Genomic DNA, 17,033 nt, shown 5'->3' on the forward strand with positions numbered 1-17,033 from the left:
AATCACAGATTGATTATATAGAACAGAAGGTATGCACAATGACAAAATACGAAAACCAGATCCCGACATCAGCAGGCATGAGCTTCAAGTCCCTAATCAGTATATTGAGAGATTCCATGCGTGGCAATGTAGAGCGGAGGCCATCGGGCGTGATGCCTATGGAGATATGTGAACCTGCTGAAACCTTGAATGCATCCGATAATCCACAGGTTACATGGTTCGGTCATTCGGCCTTTTTGCTTGAAATTGAAGGTCACAGATTGCTCTTTGATCCGATGCTGGGCAATCGTCCATCACCCGTGTCTTGGGTGGGTACCAAGCGTTACAGCACCAATTTACCCATTCAACCGGAGGATTTCCCAACGCTAGATGCAATCATTATATCGCATGACCATTATGATCATCTGGACTATGACTCCATCCGCAGATTGAAGGATAAAACAAAGCGATTTATCGTGCCACTGGGCGTTCGTCGTCGACTGATTCAACTGGGTGTGCTTTCAGAGCAGATTACTGAGCATAACTGGTGGGATGAGTTATCGTTCAAAGGTTTAACATTCGCTTGCACGCCAGCTCGCCATTTCTCGGGCAGAGGATTATTCGACCGTAATTCTACCTTATGGTGTTCGTGGGTTATCGCTGGACAACATACGAAGGTATTCTTTAGTGGAGATAGCGGATATGGTCCTCATTTCAAGGAGATTGGCAGTAAATACGGTCCATTTGACCTGACGTTGATGGAATGTGGGCAATATGATGAGCGTTGGTCCAACATTCACATGATGCCGGAAGAAACGGTACAAGCGCACTTGGATGTAGGTGGTAAGTTGCTCATCCCGATTCATTGGGCCGCATTTACGCTCGCCTATCATGCCTGGAATGAACCGATTGAACGAATCACGAAGGCTGCACATGCCCTGAAAGTCAAGATTGCAACACCCAAAATCGGCGAGAAGGTTGTTCTTCATACGGAGGATTATCCTATACATCCGTGGTGGAGACCGGAATTAGGATAAAAATAAAAGCGTTCAGCTCATCGAATGAGTGGACGCTTTTTCTGTTGCATTTTACATCAGGATCGAGAGTGCACTGTAAATTAACAACATACCCATGACGATATTAACAGGACGCTCGTACCTTAATAGAAAGCTCTGAAATAACATGCCACCAAACGCCCAGGTCATATTGGCACTCATGCCGATGAAGGTGAGCAGTAAGGGAAATACAATTAAATGGACATGGGACTGTCCAAGAGGCAGAACAAAAACGGATATGGCAGTAAGCCCATACAGAATGACTTTGGGATTAATGAATTGCAAGGTGAACCCAAATAGAAATGAATAATGATTGACCTTGTTGTCTTGCGAATCTGCAGGTTTACTTCGCATGATTTTGAGCGCCAGATAGAGCATATACACACATCCTAAGACGTTCAAGATAGGTGTGATTCTAGGAATGTATTGATGAAGAATAAGGTTGAAATAGCTGGACAGAAACATAATAAGTAGGCAGCCAGCTGCAACTCCACTAATAAAAGGAAGGGTCTTGAGGAACCCCTGATTTCTGGCATGTGTCATGGAAATGATATTGTTGGGTCCGGGTGTAAATGAAGCGATGATTGCATAGGTCACTAAAGGTATAATGTTCATGGTTCCTCCACGTTTTCTTGGTTGTGTGATATAATGACCTGAAATGTACGTTATAACGTACGGTCTTTATTATTGTACAATATGTACGTTATATAGCACAACACATAAATATAAAATGAGGAGGATGGATTTTGAAAAACATTAATAGTATTCTTGCTCAGAACCTGAAACAGCTTCGGGAACAAAGAAAGCTTAGTTTGGACAAGGTCGCAGAGATGTCTGGCATTAGCAAGACCATGCTTGGTCAGATTGAACGTGGTGAATCCAATCCATCGATTGCAACCGTATGGAAGATTGCTAACGGCTTGAAAACCTCCTTCACTGCTTTGATCCACGAGCCGAAGTCAGATACTACCGTTGTAACGGGCGATGATATTCAAGTATTGATGGAAGACGAGGGCAGGGTTCGAATATATCCGCATTTTCCTTTTGAAGCAGGACGCCGCTTTGAAATGTACATGATGGAGATGGACCCCAATTCTGCGTTGAATGCTGAACCGCATATCGAAGGTACGGAAGAATTTATTATGGTTTTTGAAGGTGAAGTTACGATTCGGGTAGGGGCGGAAGAATATACGGTAAGTTCAGGGGAGTCGATCCGTTTTGGAGCGGACAAGCCTCATGCCTATGTTAACTCCGGTGCGAAGACGAACAAATTAAACATGGTTATACATTATTCGAAGTGACAATAAAGCAGCCTGATGTATTGAACTGCAACTCCCTTGTTAGTCATGTCTAACAAAGGGTTCAGTTCAAAACATTGGCTGCTTTATTGATCTTTGCACTATGGAGCCCAACCGCTTGCGATAGGGACTCTGAGTTAAGGCTTTTCTTTGGCCTGACGCTGGATTTCCTTAGCTGTTAATGCTTTATCATACACGCTTACGTTATCCAGACTGCCTTTGTAGAACGGATCAGACTCGTAACGACTCTTGCCTACATACGCCTCCGTCACATGCAGATCTTTCGGATTAAAAGTAATCTCAGAGCTGCTTGCCACCGATGTGCCATTCACATACAGAGTTCCTACATCGCCCTGAAGGGTTACAGCGACATGAACCCACTCTTTGGAAGGCAGTGGACTTGCTGCAATCAGGCTCTGATCCCGTCCCTCATTATGAATGGTGAATTGTAATGCGCCATTATGCTGGGAGGGCGTGAGGAACATATGTCGGGTTAACCCATTCCCAAAGTCGAAAATACGCTGCCAGGACCCGCCACCGTCCCAATTGACCCAGGTGCTAAACGTGAAATCCGTTGTATCTGTAATGAGTCCAGGTAATTGGATGTAACTGTCTGCCCCATTAAATGTAACAGCCTGATTTTTGCCACTTGCAGCAGAACTGACCACGTTAAAGGCTTGTCCGTGATATTTGTTTTTGCTGTAATCCTGTGCGACTTTGCCAAGTTTCTTGTGATCAAAAGTATACTCCCCGAGCAATGGGCTTACCGCTTGCTGTGGAATGATAACATTGAACGTTTTGGAGCTTGTCGCAGTTCCTTTACGAATCGTGGCGGTTAATTTGACTTTGGCATCGCCCTTACCAGCCCGAGGTCGCTGTACTACGCCTGTAGCGGATAGAGCCGACGTGTTGGAGCTTTTCCACGTAATCTCTGCATCACTTGTTCCCCTTGTAGGCAGAGACAGATTGAAGAACACGTGATCCGTATTGCTGATGCTCAGGTCCTTTTTCACCGCATCTACAATGTCCTGATCACTCCGTTCAACACCTTGACTTCCCCAGATGGCAATTCCGGAGGAGGAGAGGGCGCTAAAGGTCAGAACCGTACTTTGAGATTCCGAGTTCCATTCATGTGTGAAAACGCCTTTGTACACAATGTTATTCGAAGTGATCTGAATCTTGTTGTCTGCACCAAGACTCCATGTTCCTGTCACGGCACCATGAATCTGCCCATCTGTCGTGAACTGAACGGTCTGGGATGGCTTGATGTCCGCCGTGATGTCCTTACCATGATTCACCCATTGGTACTGACCAGCGATCTCCTGCGTTGTCAGTTGCGTGGTATCTTCTCCCAAAGCCGCATAGCGATATGGAGAAACAACGGGCCAACCATCTGCATTCATACGCATCTCATGTACGCGAACTTCATGCTCTTCGCCACGCCCTGGAAAGCGGGTATGGAAGATGAGAAATTGTTTGCCAGTCTCCGGATCAACATAAGCAGAGTTGTGTCCTGGCGATACATAGCCGCTACCTAGGCCTGTGCCCGGATCACCGATCTGTCTCTCGAACAGGAAGTTCCCCATTAATTTGACTCCAAAAGGCTCAATAGAACGATCATCAAACAATGGTTTATCCTTGTCTGCTTTAACGTTGATCATATCGTTTCCTTCCGCATCAAGGAAGGGCCCATCCGGTGACTGGGAGCGAGCAACACGAATGTTGTATCCTCCATCAGCACCTAGTCCACCGTAAGACAGGTACAGATAATAATAATCAGTTTCGGGACTGTAGAGCATGTAAGGTGCTTCAATACGACTATGATTGCCTCCGGTCAGCTTTTTGCCATAACCTTGATTTGGCAGCGGTTTACCTGTCGTTGCATCCATCTCCAGAATGAAAATCCCTCCGGAGTATGAGCCATACACCATCCATAACTTGCCGTTTTTATCATAAAAGACATCCGGATCAACCACATTGGGATGAATCGTTGCATCGTAAATGGTACCATCTTCACTGATCTGATCCCACATGCCGGATTTCAACAGAATGCCTTGATCCTTATAAGGCCCTTCGATGTTGTCTGCGACAGCAATGCCGAGCGCTGATCGCGGGGAGTCCCCTTTACAAGCATTGTAGTACATATAAAATTTGCCGTCCGCGAGCTGAATGACATCTGCCGCCCATAACGTATCCGTCTGCGCCCATTCCAAGGCTTCAGCGAATTCCTTGGTTACATTGGGGACAACAGGATTGTTATCTGTAACGCCGGATGCGACGAGATCCCAGTTCAAAAAGTCTTTGGATTTGGCTACTTGCAGATGAGATCCAAAAATATAATACGTATCATCCACCTTAATGACAGAAGGGTCATGAACGGAAACATTTTTGAATGATGGAGCAGGAGTTGCGATAGATGTGGTGGAGGTCTGCGAGTCACCCACAGTTGTCCCTGAAGCATTTGCGAACACCGAGACCGGCGCCAAAGTTGTTGCAGTAAGTAATGCGGTGCTTAGTACAGAAATATTAAGTACGCGTACCCAATAACGTTTCATACGTTTCCCCTTTCCTATTCCCGGAATGAAAAATTAGCCGATACTTGGCAACACACGATATAAGGTTTGGCAGCCCTCCTTTAGAGCAACTCATAAATCAAGCGCTTTCATTTGTTATATTATCAATTGGTTTATATGTTTGTAAACCATAAATATAATGTTTATAAGACTAAAATGAATAATTAAAGAGAGACGGGAAGAGCCGATACAGCTCATTACATTCAAATAAACCAGTCGTCTTTCTCAAATTTAGGATTGAAATTGGGATCAATGATGCGATATTATTACGTTTAAGTAATGTGTTTAACTATTTATCAATCATTTTATATTAATACGAATCAAAAGCGTAAACCGACAATTCCCAACTACATAGGAGGTAAGAACATGAGCACATATCAAAATCAATTAATCGCACAATACACGTTCGAAGATACCGTTCAGATCGGAAAGGACAGTTCCGGTAAGGGACATGATGGTATAGCCAAAGGTGAAATCCTACCTGTGGTATCCGAGGTGAAAGGCAGATCGGCGGTAACTTTCAACGGGGGAGTGAATGGAACTTCTTATCTGCAATTACCTTCGGATCTGCTTCGGGATGTAAGCGATAACACAGGGATTACGATTGCCGCTTGGGTGTTTCTGGGCAAGGGGTCTAATGTGTGGGAACGCATTTTTGACTTTGGTAAAGGGGAGAAGGGACCGTATTTATTTCTGACACGTCAGCTCTTGGGTACGTTATATGCTGGTGATAATCTGGTTGTCCACCCAAGCCGGGGAGTTCCAAGTGGAGAATGGATACATATTGCACTCTCTGTAACAGGCAGCCACGGGGGGACTTTGAGCAGTGCAGGGCCAATTGTATATGTGAACGGGGAGAAGGCGGCAGATGGATCGATCAGTCAGACGTCCAGTGGCAATTATGCCAAATTACGCGAATGGTTTGACTCTTTCACCGATTCTGAGAATTATAGCCAGAATTATATTGCACGTTCCCAGTATGCAGCGGATGTGGACTTTGCAGGTTCGTTATCCGACTTTCGGATCTACCAAGCAGCGCTTACCATGGATGAAGTCATTGAAGTCATGTGTGAATCACTGACAGATGAAGCGATTGTGAAGCTTGCGGCGGACAAGTACTTGTCCTTCCCCAACCGAATCATCACCAAGGATGTGTCACTGCCGGCACACTTGTTGGGTGGTAAAGTGTCTGTTGAATGGAGTTCCAGTAAGCCGGAAGTCCTGACCGAGAACGGAGAGGTCCAGGCAATCACATCGGCACAAGAGGTTACGCTCCGTGCGCTTCTGAACAGAGGTGATAGTGAGCAGAGTCAACGCTTTGACGTGTCTGTTGTGCCCGCGCATCTCCCGCCTTATACGGTCACCATCCATGGAGATCAGAAGGTAGCTGATATCAGTGAAGTCATGTATGGGCTGTTCTACGAGGATATTAACAACGCGGCAGATGGCGGAATCTATGCAGAGCTTGTTCAGAATCGATCATTTGAATCTTTTGCATTTGATACGTACTCGCATGACTCTGGAGAATGTGGTTGTTCGACAGGTCGAAATCGTGAACCTTTGTTTGCCTGGTCAGGCGATACGGAGAAAATGCTCGTACAACATACGGATGGACTAAACGTTCATTTTAACGTGGAAGACCCTGAAGTAAATGCTTATTATGTAACGGTTCAGGATGGGGCAACGATTCGAAATCGTGGATTCTCAGACTCCAACCAGCATTGTGCCATGTCCATCAAGCAGGGTGAATCCTATGACTTTACCGTATGGGCAAAAGCAGAATCGGCAGGAACAATCACCGTTCAATTGCAGGATGGAAGGGACATATCCATCAGTGATTCGGTAACACTGCATGTTGAAGGCGGGAACACATGGAAGAAATACGGTTTGTCTCTGATTGGAACGGAGACTGTACTTGGTCAACTGGCACTTACGTTTGCAGGTGACATCTCGATCGATATGGTGTCCTTAGTCCCTCAGAATGTATGGGGATCTGATCCGACAGAAGAAGGCATATCGGCTACAGCACATGCCAACTACACAGGTAATCCGAACTATCGATTGAGAAAAGATCTAATCCAGGCACTTGCAGATCTGCATCCGAAGTTCTTGCGTTTTCCGGGCGGATGTATCTCGGAAGGATCATTTATCTGGGACAACGTATACGACTGGAAGGATTCTGTGGGTCCGGTTGAGCTCCGCAAAGAGAATTATAATGTCTGGGGTTACATGATGACGATGGGCCTTGGTTATATGGAGTACTTCCAACTGGCGGAAGATCTGAATGCCGCTCCGGTTCCAGTCATGGCTTGCGGTGTGTTATGTCAGGCACGCTCGGATTATGCTCACCCTGCGGGTGGCGCTTTAAGAGATTATTATATCCGCAACTTTACAGATCTGATTGACTTTGCGCTCAGTACAGACTTTGAATACAACGAATGGGCGGCGGTACGAAGCCAGATGGGACATCCTGAACCATTCGATCTTCGTTATCTGGGTGTAGGTAATGAGAACTGGGGCACTGAATTTTTTGCCAACTTCGAAGTATTCAAACGTTCGATAGATGAGTACATGAAACAGAACTATCCTGATCATGAGCTGCATATTATCTCGACGGTTGGTGCTCAGGCGGATGATGATGCGTATCAGGAAGGATGGAAGTTCCTCAGCGGAAATCTGACCGGGTCAGCTCAGGTTGCTTTTGCCGATGGTACTGAGGTGATTGAGGAGACCGTAACCTGGTATGAGAATCAGGACAATTACATGGACACCATTGCAGATGAGCACTACTACCGCTCCAATGAATATTTACTGAATAACGTAGATCGGTACAACTACTATGACCGGGCTTATCATGAAGATGGAAGTATCGATTGGAAAGAAACATCCAAAGTATTTGTTGGAGAATATGCTTCCACGGACAAAAACACGCTGGCAGGTGCGGTCGCAGAAGCTGCGATCATGACCGGATTTGAAAATAATGCAGACGTTGTTCGTTTGGCAGCCTATGCGCCATTGTTCAACAAAGTACTAACGGACGGTACCTACCGCTGGACGCCGGACTGCATCTGGTTTGATGATGAAACCGTGTGGTATACACCGAATTACTATGTACAGCAGCTTTTTGCAAAACATGTAGGAGATCAGGTGCTTGAGACTTCGTTCTCCACCTACAGCAAAGGCAAACCGCTGAGTCTCATTCCGCGTGGCGGCATCGAGATTGCAACAGGTCATGCAGACATCGTGGTGAAACGAGTCACGGTCACGTCCAATGTGGATGGCAGTTTGATGTTTGATGAAGATTTCAGGGAACGTACAGAGCCTAGTGAGGCATGGAACCAGATTCCCGGATCGGAAGGATACACGTTAACCGCAGGAAAAGGGCTTATCTTGAGCGCACAAACAAGTGGATTGAATGGATTGTACCTGCTGAATGACGAATGGAGCAACTACAAAGTTCACGTTGAGGCTGAAAGAATTTCAGGTGAGGATGGTTTTTACATCGGCGTGGGACTGACGGATATCTCCCCCGAGAATAAGGATGTCATCGAGTACGCAATCAGTTACGGGGGAAGTGCCACAGCGGTGAAGGTGTACAAACAAGGGATTGAGGGTTACACCTTGGGAGATTATTCATCCAGTTCGGCAGCAGGTAACCTGAGAGCGGCCAACTATGAACCACTCGAGAATGGGACCAATTATACAATCACGGTTAACTATGGTGGGGATACAGGAAAGAATCTAATCTGCTCCTATACAGATGGTCGCAACACCAGCAAGGTTCTGGATTACAAACTGGAAGCTTACAACCGGGAAGTATTCCACTCCGTTACGAAGGACGCACGGCATGTGTATGTGAAACTGGTGAATGCAGATGGTGTGGATAAATCAACCCGGATTTGCCTTCAGGATCTGAAGGTTGATGCTTCAGCCAGATTGATCACACTTACTGGAGAAGATCATTTGGTGCATGTGCCGAATGTGAATCAGAAGAATGATGAGAAAGTGGTTCCCCAAGAACGGGAGATAAAATTGAATGGTGAATCAGTGATCGTTGGTTTGTCAGCTCATTCGGTAAATGTTCTTATTATGGATCTTCTGTAAGCAAAATATATAAATAAAGGCCCCCTTAAGCAGACATCTGTCGTTTGCGATAAGGGGGCGTTTTGCTATTGAACTTGAAAAAGCAATTACTTTTCCGCAATAGGATTAACATGTCCGTAGTCCGGTATGTTAACCAATAAGGACATGGTCCTCTGCATAACCGATTTTGGATGTACGTTTCTTCTGAGCCAGTGCAAAAGCCAGAGTTAATGGTCCCAATCGTCCTGCAAACATCGTAATAGAGACTATAATTTTACCGGCAATACTCAACTCACTTGTCAGACCCATCGAGAGTCCTGTGGTGCTAAATGCTGAAGTGGCTTCAAACAGAACATCCAGAAAATGATTTTCAAGAATGCCTTCGGATATGGAGAGAAGAATGGAGATCCCAAGCACAAAGGCGAGAGAACTTAAGACAACAGCGAGTGCACGCATTACTGTTTCTTCTGCAATTTTACGCTCAAAAGCATGAATCTGTCCGCCGCCCCGAAATGTTTGTATGGTCGCAAGTACAAGGACCACAAAAGTATTGATTTTAATTCCTCCACCTGTTCCGCCGGAAGAAGCCCCAATGAACATTAGGATAATAATGAAAAATTGGGATGTGGCCAACATACTTCCAATGTCAATGGTATTGAATCCAGAGCTTCGAGGAGCGGTGCCCTGAAATAGAGAAGCCCATATACGTTCACTGTAAGATAAATCAGCGAAGGTTGAAGGATTCCAACTCTCGAGTAAAAAAATGGTGAGGAATCCAATCAAGTAGAGAGAAAAACTACCGATCAACACAATTTTTGAATGAAGAGAGAGCTTTCTCCATGAACGTTTGCGGAATACATCCACAACCACAATATAACCCAAGCCGCCAATGATAAAGAGTGTAATGACCGTAAGATTAACAATCGGGTCACCAACAAATGGGGTAAGGCTATCACTCCAAAGAGAGAAACCCGCATTATTGAAGGCAGAGATGGAATGGAATATGGCGTAATAGAAAGCTTGTCCCCATCCCAAATCGCTCTGCCAGCGCAATGTAAGAACCACTGTAGCCAGCGCTTCAAAAGCAAAGGCTATAAGTACAATATACATGGATAGCTTAACCAGACCTTGAGCTGAGGAGGTATTGGTGGCTTGTTGAATAAGAAGCCTCTGTTTCAAGCCAATCCGTTTCCCCAGAATAATGGCAACCATTACACCGAGTGTCATGAACCCTAGTCCACCAACCTGAATCAAAATCATGATGATGACCTGTCCGAATGTTGAAAAGACACTCCCTGTATCCAAGACAATCAGCCCATTTACACATATAGCAGAGGTTGCTGTGAACAAGGCATCAAGTAAACCGATGGAAGTCCCGGTACTTGAAGATATGGGCAATGCAAGCAATATGGCTCCGATCCAGATGAGAGTGAAGAAGATCATCATGATGAGTTGGGGAGGGCTCATATTATTTTTCAACTTGTTCACAATCGATTCAATGTTCGTCAAAGCCGAAGTTCCCGTCACGCGTTTATCTCTTTGTTTCATAATCACTCTCCAGATTTCGAATGTCATCGTTACTGCCTATTAACAAGAGCATATCTCCCGCACGGACTGTGTCTTCTGCCATGGGTGAGATATTCAGGTTATTCCCCGTTTTGATGGCGATAACGGTACATCCATATTCAGCCCGAATATTGAGTTCCAGCAATGTCTTCTGATTCATGCTTAAGGGAGCTTTGATCTCGACCAGATTATAATCTGAAGACAATTCAATGGAATCTATGATGTTGTCTGAACTAAGCTGATTACCGAGTCTCGTGGCCATGTCACGTTCAGGGTAAACAATCTGATCCGCACCGATCTTGCTAAGCACACTACCGTGGTTATCATTTTTGGCCTTGGCTGTTACTTTGGGCACATTAAGTTCTTTCAATAACAGAGTGGTCAGTATACTTGCTTGCAGATCTTCGCCGATCGCAACAATGGCGTGTGAAAAGTTGCTTGCCCCAAGCTCCATAAGGACTGATTTGTCAGTACAATCTGCTTGTACGGCATGGGTTGCTACCGTTGAAATTTCCTGAACAAGAGTTTCGCTTTTGTCTACTGCGAGCACTTCATGCCCATTTTTAATGAGTGTGTGTGTCAAGCTTGAACCGAATCGTCCAAGACCAAGTACCATAAACTGTTTTTTCATAATATCCCTCATTGTAATCAAAATAAATAACGGTTTACTCTATATCCTAATAGGTAAATATTACATTACGTACACAGGATTGTAAGGTTTCATATTGTAGTTAACAAACCCTGTCCAACATATCTATGTCTATGCATATCTCCAAAAGAGTTCATTCTAATGCCTCAAGAATAGAATTGCAACTGATTCGTTTCTTTTTTGGGATATGCTGTTGAACTGTGGAAAGCAGTCAACAAAAGATACCCAAAGTAAATAGCCCACACTATTGCGGTGATCTGGCTGCTCCTATAATAAACGTTGAAGGAGGAGTCAGCTATGCGTTCCAACTACAAACAATTTATCCGAAACGTTCCGCTTCATCTTATGATTCTGCCTGGACTGCTCATTATTATTGTATTCGGTTACATTCCGATGGCAGGGCTCTCTATTGCCTTTCAGAATTTCTCTCCCATTGCCGGATTCAAAAACATGAATTGGGTGGGATGGGACAATTTCAGGTATCTGTTCGATCTGCCGGGGTTCTCGCAGGTTGTATGGAATACGGTATTTATATCGACGATGAAAATTGTGTCCGGCTTGGTTATTCCGGTACTTGTAGCCTTATTGCTCAACGAGGTTCGCAAGACAGGATTTAAACGAACGATTCAGACGGTGATCTATATGCCTCACTTTTTCTCATGGGTTATTCTGGCGGGAATCATCGTGGATGTGTTATCTCCAAGCACCGGGATCGTTAATATGTTGCTGAAAGCCGTGGGCATTAACCCGATTCAATTCCTGGCCAGTAACGAGTGGTTCCCTTACATACTTGTCATCACAGACCAATGGAAAGAATTCGGATTTGGGACCATTATCTATCTGGCTGCCCTCACTAATATTGATAAATCTCTGTATGAGGCCTCTGTTATGGATGGTGCGGGAAGATGGAAGCAGACATGGCATATCACACTGCCAGGCATTCTCCCTATCGTGATTTTGATGGTAACGCTTAGTCTGGGTAACGTACTTAACGGTGGCTTTGACCAAGTGTTCAACCTCTATAATCCATTGGTATATGAATCAGGAGATATTCTGGATACGATGATCTACCGGATCGGATTGCAGGATGCTCAGTATTCTGTATCGACAGCGTTGGGTCTGATCAAATCTGTCGTATCTTTCATTTTTATCGGACTTGGTTATTTCTTGGCCTATCGGTTCGCGAATTATCGGATATTCTAGAGAGGAGGCAGAATCATGCACCATGCTTCAAGAGCCTATCGGTGGTTTCTAGGGTTTAACTACGTCATCCTGACGATTCTTGCCTTGTTATGCCTGTTCCCGATTGTGAATATATTAGCGATTTCATTTAGTTCAAGTGATGCGGTAAAAGCGGGAAGCGTCACATTCTGGCCTGTCGATTTCACGTTGTCGTCCTATCAATACATTCTGGAAAATCAGCAATTCCTGAACTCATTCGGCACAAGCCTTCTTCGTGTCGTTCTGGGGGTTACGACCAATCTGATCTTCACGATTCTCGTAGCTTATCCGCTCTCCAAAGAGGCTGCCAAATTCCGTTCAAGAACGTTCTACGCGTGGATCTTCGTATTCACCATGTTGTTCAGTGGAGGGTTGATCCCGGGTTACCTGGTGGTTAAAGAAGCGGGGCTGTTGGATTCCATCTGGGCTTTGATTCTGCCGGGCGCCGTTCCGATCTTCAATGTACTTCTAATGCTTAATTTTTTCCGGGGATTGCCGAAGGAACTTGAAGAAGCCTCCTGGATGGATGGGGCAGGACATTTCCGCACCCTATGCAGCATCTATCTTCCTATTTCTCTTCCCAGTATCGCGACCATTACGCTGTTTGCCATGGTGGGACACTGGAATGCCTGGTTCGATGGCATGATCTACATGAAGAGCCCGGAAGGCTATCCGCTGGCTACATATCTTCAGTCCATGTTACAGCAGGTAACGATGATTCAGAGCGAGATGATGACGCTAGAGGATGCAACGCTCTTAAGTCAGGTATCGGATAGAACAACCCAAGCTTCCCAGATCTTTTTGTCCGTTATTCCGATTCTGCTCGTGTATCCGTTCCTGCAACGGTATTTCGTTCATGGGCTTGTCGTTGGAAGTGTAAAGGGATAAGATCGGTAGGAGGAAAACCGATCGATGGAAGGAGCCGATTTCTGGCTCCTTTTTTGCTATTGAGGAGAGGGGAGATGGAATATTGAGATTCATTCGGGGGAGATGGAGAGAGTCATCCATTGTCGTCAAACTGATGATTGCTTTTGTACTGGTCATTCTGCCCTTGTACGGGATAAGCATAATGATTACGCAACTCAGCTCCAAACAAATGCAGACGGAGGTGGAGAAGGCACATGAGTCCAAATTGTACTTCTACCATAATCATCTGCAATTCGAATTGGAGCGAATGAGTGCGCTGGTTACCGAATTTTCATTTGATGAACCCATGTCCACGCTAAGTACACGAGCCGCGATTATGAGCAGATATGAAGTCACATCCAGCCTGAACAACATTCACAATAAGCTGGGTCAGATTATGGTGACGAGTCCCTACATTAGTGATGTGTTGTATTATGTTCCCGCTTTGCATAAACGAGTCAGTGCGGCGGATGGGATACGGGATGTGGAGGATACCGAGTGGAAGAATCTGCTCGCGACGATGGGGAATCTGAATGGCGAATTATCGCATTCCAATAACGATCTCTATTTCCTGAAAAGTAATCCGTATAACATGAACCATGAGGAGCCACCCAATTTCATATTAGGGATACGCTTGTCTGCTGAAGAACTGAAGCGCCGTTTGCAGCAGTTGTCGGAAACGGGTGAAAGTGAGATTACACTGAGTTTTGGTGAACAGCAACATGTAGTGATCTCTTCTTCAGAGCACCCAGCACCAGTAAAACCGATTCGAACAGTTTCGCCAGAACCGTCCGAGTCCATGCAAGTTACGAAGTTTCAATCTGATCCATATCTCTATTATTCGTTACATGATAAGGATCACTCGTTCACGCTGACAGCTACTATTCCGCAAGATGTGCTGAGCGCACCGCTGGAACAATACAACGTATGGTTATGGATGGTGACCTTCATGTCGGTTGTGATCATTATTGTCTTCTCGTTTTCGATCTACAGATCGATTCACCAACCCTTAGCGGTGCTCATTCGAGGATTCAGGATGGCAGAGCAGGGCCAGACAAGCGTACATATTCCTTCATCCAGAAGGGATGAATTCGGCTATTTGTACTCTCGATTCAACCATATGATAGAGCGCTTACATATTTTGATCGATGAGAATTATGTTGCACGGATTCGAACAAGTGAAGCGGAACTCAAGCACCTGCAATCCCAGATTCAACCTCACTTTCTATACAACAGTCTATTCAGCATCAAGCAAATGGCTGAAGTGGAGAATGTGGAGCTCATTCAGGAATTCACCGATTACCTGGGTCAATATTTCAGGTATATGTCCCGGGATTCTCATACGGAAGTATCGTTGGGGGCTGAGATTGACCATGCGCTGGTCTATGCGTCCATTCAAAAAATCCGGTTTGGTTCGAGGATTCAATTGGAATTGGAGGATCTGGATGCAAGGTACAGAGTTATTTCTGTTCCCAGAGTCATGATTCAGCCGATCGTAGAGAATGTGTTTGAGCATGCACTAGCCAAACGTAGCCAGGGAGGTATTTTACAGATTTCGTATCAACAAGATCAGGATAACCTGTCTATTCGCATCGAGGATGATGGGGATCAGTTAACCGACGAAACATTGAATTACCTGCAATCTGCCTTCGAGGAAACAGAGCGGAAACATGGAAACGAAGAGATAACCGGGCTTATGAATGTGAATCAGCGATTAAAAATCAAATTCGGGGCTGCCTATGGTCTTACAGCGCAGCGCAGTGAGCTCGGTGGGTTGTGCATTATAGTGAAGATTCCATGGAAAGGGGAGTAGCGTTATGCAGCGGATGCTTATTGTCGATGATGAACCCGTTATTCTGGATGGACTGTATGCGTTCTTTCAAAAAGCAAATCTTCAGGACATGGAGATTATCAAGGCATACTCTGCCTATGAAGCTATTGATTGGTTGAACTCGGTAAAGATTGATATTGTACTCAGCGATATCTGTATGCCTGGCATGGATGGCATGCAGTTGATTGAGCAGATTATGGATCGGTGGCCACGATGCAAAGTTCTATTACTGACGGGACATAACGAATTCGATTATGCACACCAAGCCATTCGAAATCCTTGCGTTGTTGATTACCTGTTAAAGACAGAGGGCATGAACCACATTCGGGATGCAGTAGAACGGGCATTAGCACAGATCTCGGAAGAGAATGATTTTCGCTACCAAGCTGCCTGGTTTCGCAGTAAATTACCGCGAGCGCTGCCCCAGTTACAGCGTCAATTGCTGCTGGATGTGCTTAAGCGAACGGATAGACATGATACCGTTTCACTTCAAGAAGAACTGGATGCTGTGCAGCTACCTTTCGAATCCGATCAACTCGTTATTCCAGTGATCATCCGGGTAGAAGAATGGAACAACTATCAATCCCAGGCGGATCGCAGTCTAATCCGCTATGCCGTTGCCAATGTTGCGGAGGAGCTGCTGCAAGACAAGGCCAGGGTGAAGGCGATTGATCTGGATACTCAGGTCATCGCGTGTTTTATTCAATCGCAAGAGGCACATCCGTCACACGTATCTAATACGCAAGGGGAACGAGGGAGTCAGCTGGATAGCTGGGTACAGACCCTCCGTTTTGTCTATGGCACACTGGAGTCTGTGCAGCAATCCTGTGCAGACTGCCTGAACCTGTCTGTATCCATCATGGTCAGCGAGCAGGCGGTAGAGTGGAGCAGGGTTAATCAGGCGATCGCGCAGTTACGCCTGTCGATTCATGAGAGTCCCGGGCTTGGGATGGAGAAGCTCTTGCGTGTAAATATCCAGGATGAATTGCCATACACCCCTAGCATTATGAATCAACAGGGTGTTGTAGCGCTGCATCTGGATCAGATTAAACAGCGAATAACCGCCGGGGATCGGGAATGGATAGAGTCATTCCATAAATGGACTGAGGCGGCGAAGGAGGGACTTCAAGATCCGTTCTTTCGTATGAAAACGTATACGGGTGCAGCTAGTATACTCATTGAAGTCCTGCATGAACTAGGGTTGTATGAGTCGGCACTGGAAGAAATATCGCTGTCCCGAATGCTGCATTTTGACATCCATACGGCATGGTCCGATCTGGTCATCTTTTATCAATCGGCATACGAATGGATGATCTCCAAACGAAGCGATGCCCGCGTGAACGACCAATCACAGATTCTGATTACGATCCATCAATACATCAAGCACCATCTGGAGGATGACCTCTCACTCACACGGATCGCACAGGAAGTCTCTCTTAACCCTTCTTATCTGTCGCGTTGGTACAAACGAATTACAGGCAAGGGCATATCCGACTACATCCATGACCGTAGAGTGGAGCGAAGCAAAGAGTTGCTTCTGGGTTCTTCATGCAAGATGCATGAAATATCTGCGAAGGTTGGATTTAGTGATCAGCATTATTTTTATCGTTTCTTCAAAAAAGCAACAGGCTGCACCCCTCAAGAGTATCGGGATCAGAAAAGTTAATGTCAAAAATGGTAAATCAAAGATACCAGATGTCAACGGGGTACACTCGAAGTGATAGCGCTTTCTTTGTAAGATAAAATCATATATAAGATGAGTTAATTTAAACCATGAACGGAGAGAGCAGAAAAAAACTGAAGAAGCGAAGCGTTCGCCTTTATCAACAGATTTCTCCCTTAGAAAAATGGGAAAAGGAAATCTGGGGATAA

11 protein-coding genes are annotated in these 17,033 nt (G+C 45.3%); 7 read left to right on the forward strand and 4 right to left on the reverse strand.

The window, feature by feature from the left end:
* Positions 1-38 precede the first annotated feature (38 nt).
* Positions 39-1,016, forward strand: a complete 978-nt coding sequence (locus WFI24_RS08430; RefSeq protein ID WP_336759912.1) for an MBL fold metallo-hydrolase — start codon at positions 39-41, stop codon at positions 1,014-1,016.
* A gap of 51 nt (positions 1,017-1,067) precedes the next feature.
* Here the strand turns inward: WFI24_RS08430 and WFI24_RS08435 are convergent, their stop codons facing one another.
* Positions 1,068-1,649, reverse strand: a complete 582-nt coding sequence (locus WFI24_RS08435) for a LysE family transporter (protein ID WP_336759913.1) — start codon at positions 1,647-1,649, stop codon at positions 1,068-1,070.
* A 131-nt stretch (positions 1,650-1,780) separates the two neighbouring features.
* Here WFI24_RS08435 and WFI24_RS08440 point away from each other — a divergent pair, with 131 nt between their 5' ends.
* A complete protein-coding gene (locus tag WFI24_RS08440) occupies positions 1,781-2,335 on the forward strand; it encodes a helix-turn-helix domain-containing protein (RefSeq protein WP_336759914.1) in 555 nt (184 codons plus the stop codon).
* Positions 2,336-2,469: 134 nt separating this feature from the next.
* On the opposite strand, the gene WFI24_RS08445 is transcribed toward WFI24_RS08440, so the two are convergent.
* A complete protein-coding gene (locus WFI24_RS08445) occupies positions 2,470-4,887 on the reverse strand; it encodes a family 43 glycosylhydrolase (protein WP_336759915.1) in 2,418 nt (805 codons plus the stop codon).
* Positions 4,888-5,271: 384 nt separating this feature from the next.
* On the opposite strand from WFI24_RS08445, the gene WFI24_RS08450 reads away from it, so the two are divergent.
* Positions 5,272-9,009 (forward strand): alpha-L-arabinofuranosidase C-terminal domain-containing protein, encoded by a 3,738-nt coding sequence (locus tag WFI24_RS08450; RefSeq protein WP_336759916.1) that lies wholly within the window; start codon positions 5,272-5,274, stop codon positions 9,007-9,009.
* 129 nt (positions 9,010-9,138) lie between these two features.
* On the opposite strand, the gene WFI24_RS08455 is transcribed toward WFI24_RS08450, so the two are convergent.
* Both WFI24_RS08455 and WFI24_RS08460 read right to left on the reverse strand, forming a co-directional pair.
* Positions 9,139-10,536, reverse strand: coding sequence for a TrkH family potassium uptake protein (locus WFI24_RS08455; RefSeq protein WP_336759917.1), 1,398 nt, complete (start codon positions 10,534-10,536; stop codon positions 9,139-9,141).
* Positions 10,520-11,185, reverse strand: a complete 666-nt coding sequence (locus tag WFI24_RS08460; RefSeq protein WP_221819505.1) for a potassium channel family protein — start codon at positions 11,183-11,185, stop codon at positions 10,520-10,522. Before WFI24_RS08460 ends, WFI24_RS08455 begins: the two co-directional genes overlap by 17 nt.
* A 315-nt stretch (positions 11,186-11,500) precedes the next feature.
* On the opposite strand from WFI24_RS08460, the gene WFI24_RS08465 reads away from it, so the two are divergent.
* From WFI24_RS08465 to WFI24_RS08480, 4 genes are all read left to right on the forward strand, one after another.
* Positions 11,501-12,406, forward strand: coding sequence for an ABC transporter permease (locus WFI24_RS08465; protein WP_336759918.1), 906 nt, complete (start codon positions 11,501-11,503; stop codon positions 12,404-12,406).
* Between the two features lie 15 nt (positions 12,407-12,421).
* Entirely contained in the window at positions 12,422-13,312 is an 891-nt protein-coding gene (locus tag WFI24_RS08470) for a carbohydrate ABC transporter permease (RefSeq protein ID WP_127545810.1), read from the forward strand.
* 82 nt (positions 13,313-13,394) lie between these two features.
* Positions 13,395-15,143: a sensor histidine kinase gene (locus tag WFI24_RS08475; RefSeq protein WP_336759919.1), complete on the forward strand. Its 1,749-nt coding sequence runs from the start codon at positions 13,395-13,397 to the stop codon at positions 15,141-15,143.
* 4 nt (positions 15,144-15,147) lie between these two features.
* Complete coding sequence (locus WFI24_RS08480; protein WP_336759920.1) at positions 15,148-16,827, forward strand: response regulator; 1,680 nt, start codon at positions 15,148-15,150, stop codon at positions 16,825-16,827.
* Positions 16,828-17,033 lie beyond the last annotated feature (206 nt).

It is taken from the genome of Paenibacillus sp. USHLN196 (assembly GCF_037144955.1).
GTDB classification, from domain to species: Bacteria; Bacillota; Bacilli; order Paenibacillales; family Paenibacillaceae; genus Paenibacillus; species Paenibacillus xylanexedens_C.

Bases quoted from the DNA above. Each gene is read 5' to 3' on its own strand.
- WFI24_RS08430 (WP_336759912.1), top strand. From the start codon at position 39: ATGACAAAATACGAAAACCAGATCCCGACATCAGCAGGCATGAGCTTC.
- WFI24_RS08435 (WP_336759913.1), bottom strand. From the start codon at position 1,649: ATGAACATTATACCTTTAGTGACCTATGCAATCATCGCTTCATTTACA.
- WFI24_RS08445 (WP_336759915.1), bottom strand. From the start codon at position 4,887: ATGAAACGTTATTGGGTACGCGTACTTAATATTTCTGTACTAAGCACC.
- WFI24_RS08450 (WP_336759916.1), top strand. From the start codon at position 5,272: ATGAGCACATATCAAAATCAATTAATCGCACAATACACGTTCGAAGAT.
- WFI24_RS08455 (WP_336759917.1), bottom strand. From the start codon at position 10,536: ATGAAACAAAGAGATAAACGCGTGACGGGAACTTCGGCTTTGACGAAC.
- WFI24_RS08460 (WP_221819505.1), bottom strand. From the start codon at position 11,185: ATGAAAAAACAGTTTATGGTACTTGGTCTTGGACGATTCGGTTCAAGC.
- WFI24_RS08465 (WP_336759918.1), top strand. From the start codon at position 11,501: ATGCGTTCCAACTACAAACAATTTATCCGAAACGTTCCGCTTCATCTT.
- WFI24_RS08470 (WP_127545810.1), top strand. From the start codon at position 12,422: ATGCACCATGCTTCAAGAGCCTATCGGTGGTTTCTAGGGTTTAACTAC.
- WFI24_RS08480 (WP_336759920.1), top strand. From the start codon at position 15,148: ATGCAGCGGATGCTTATTGTCGATGATGAACCCGTTATTCTGGATGGA.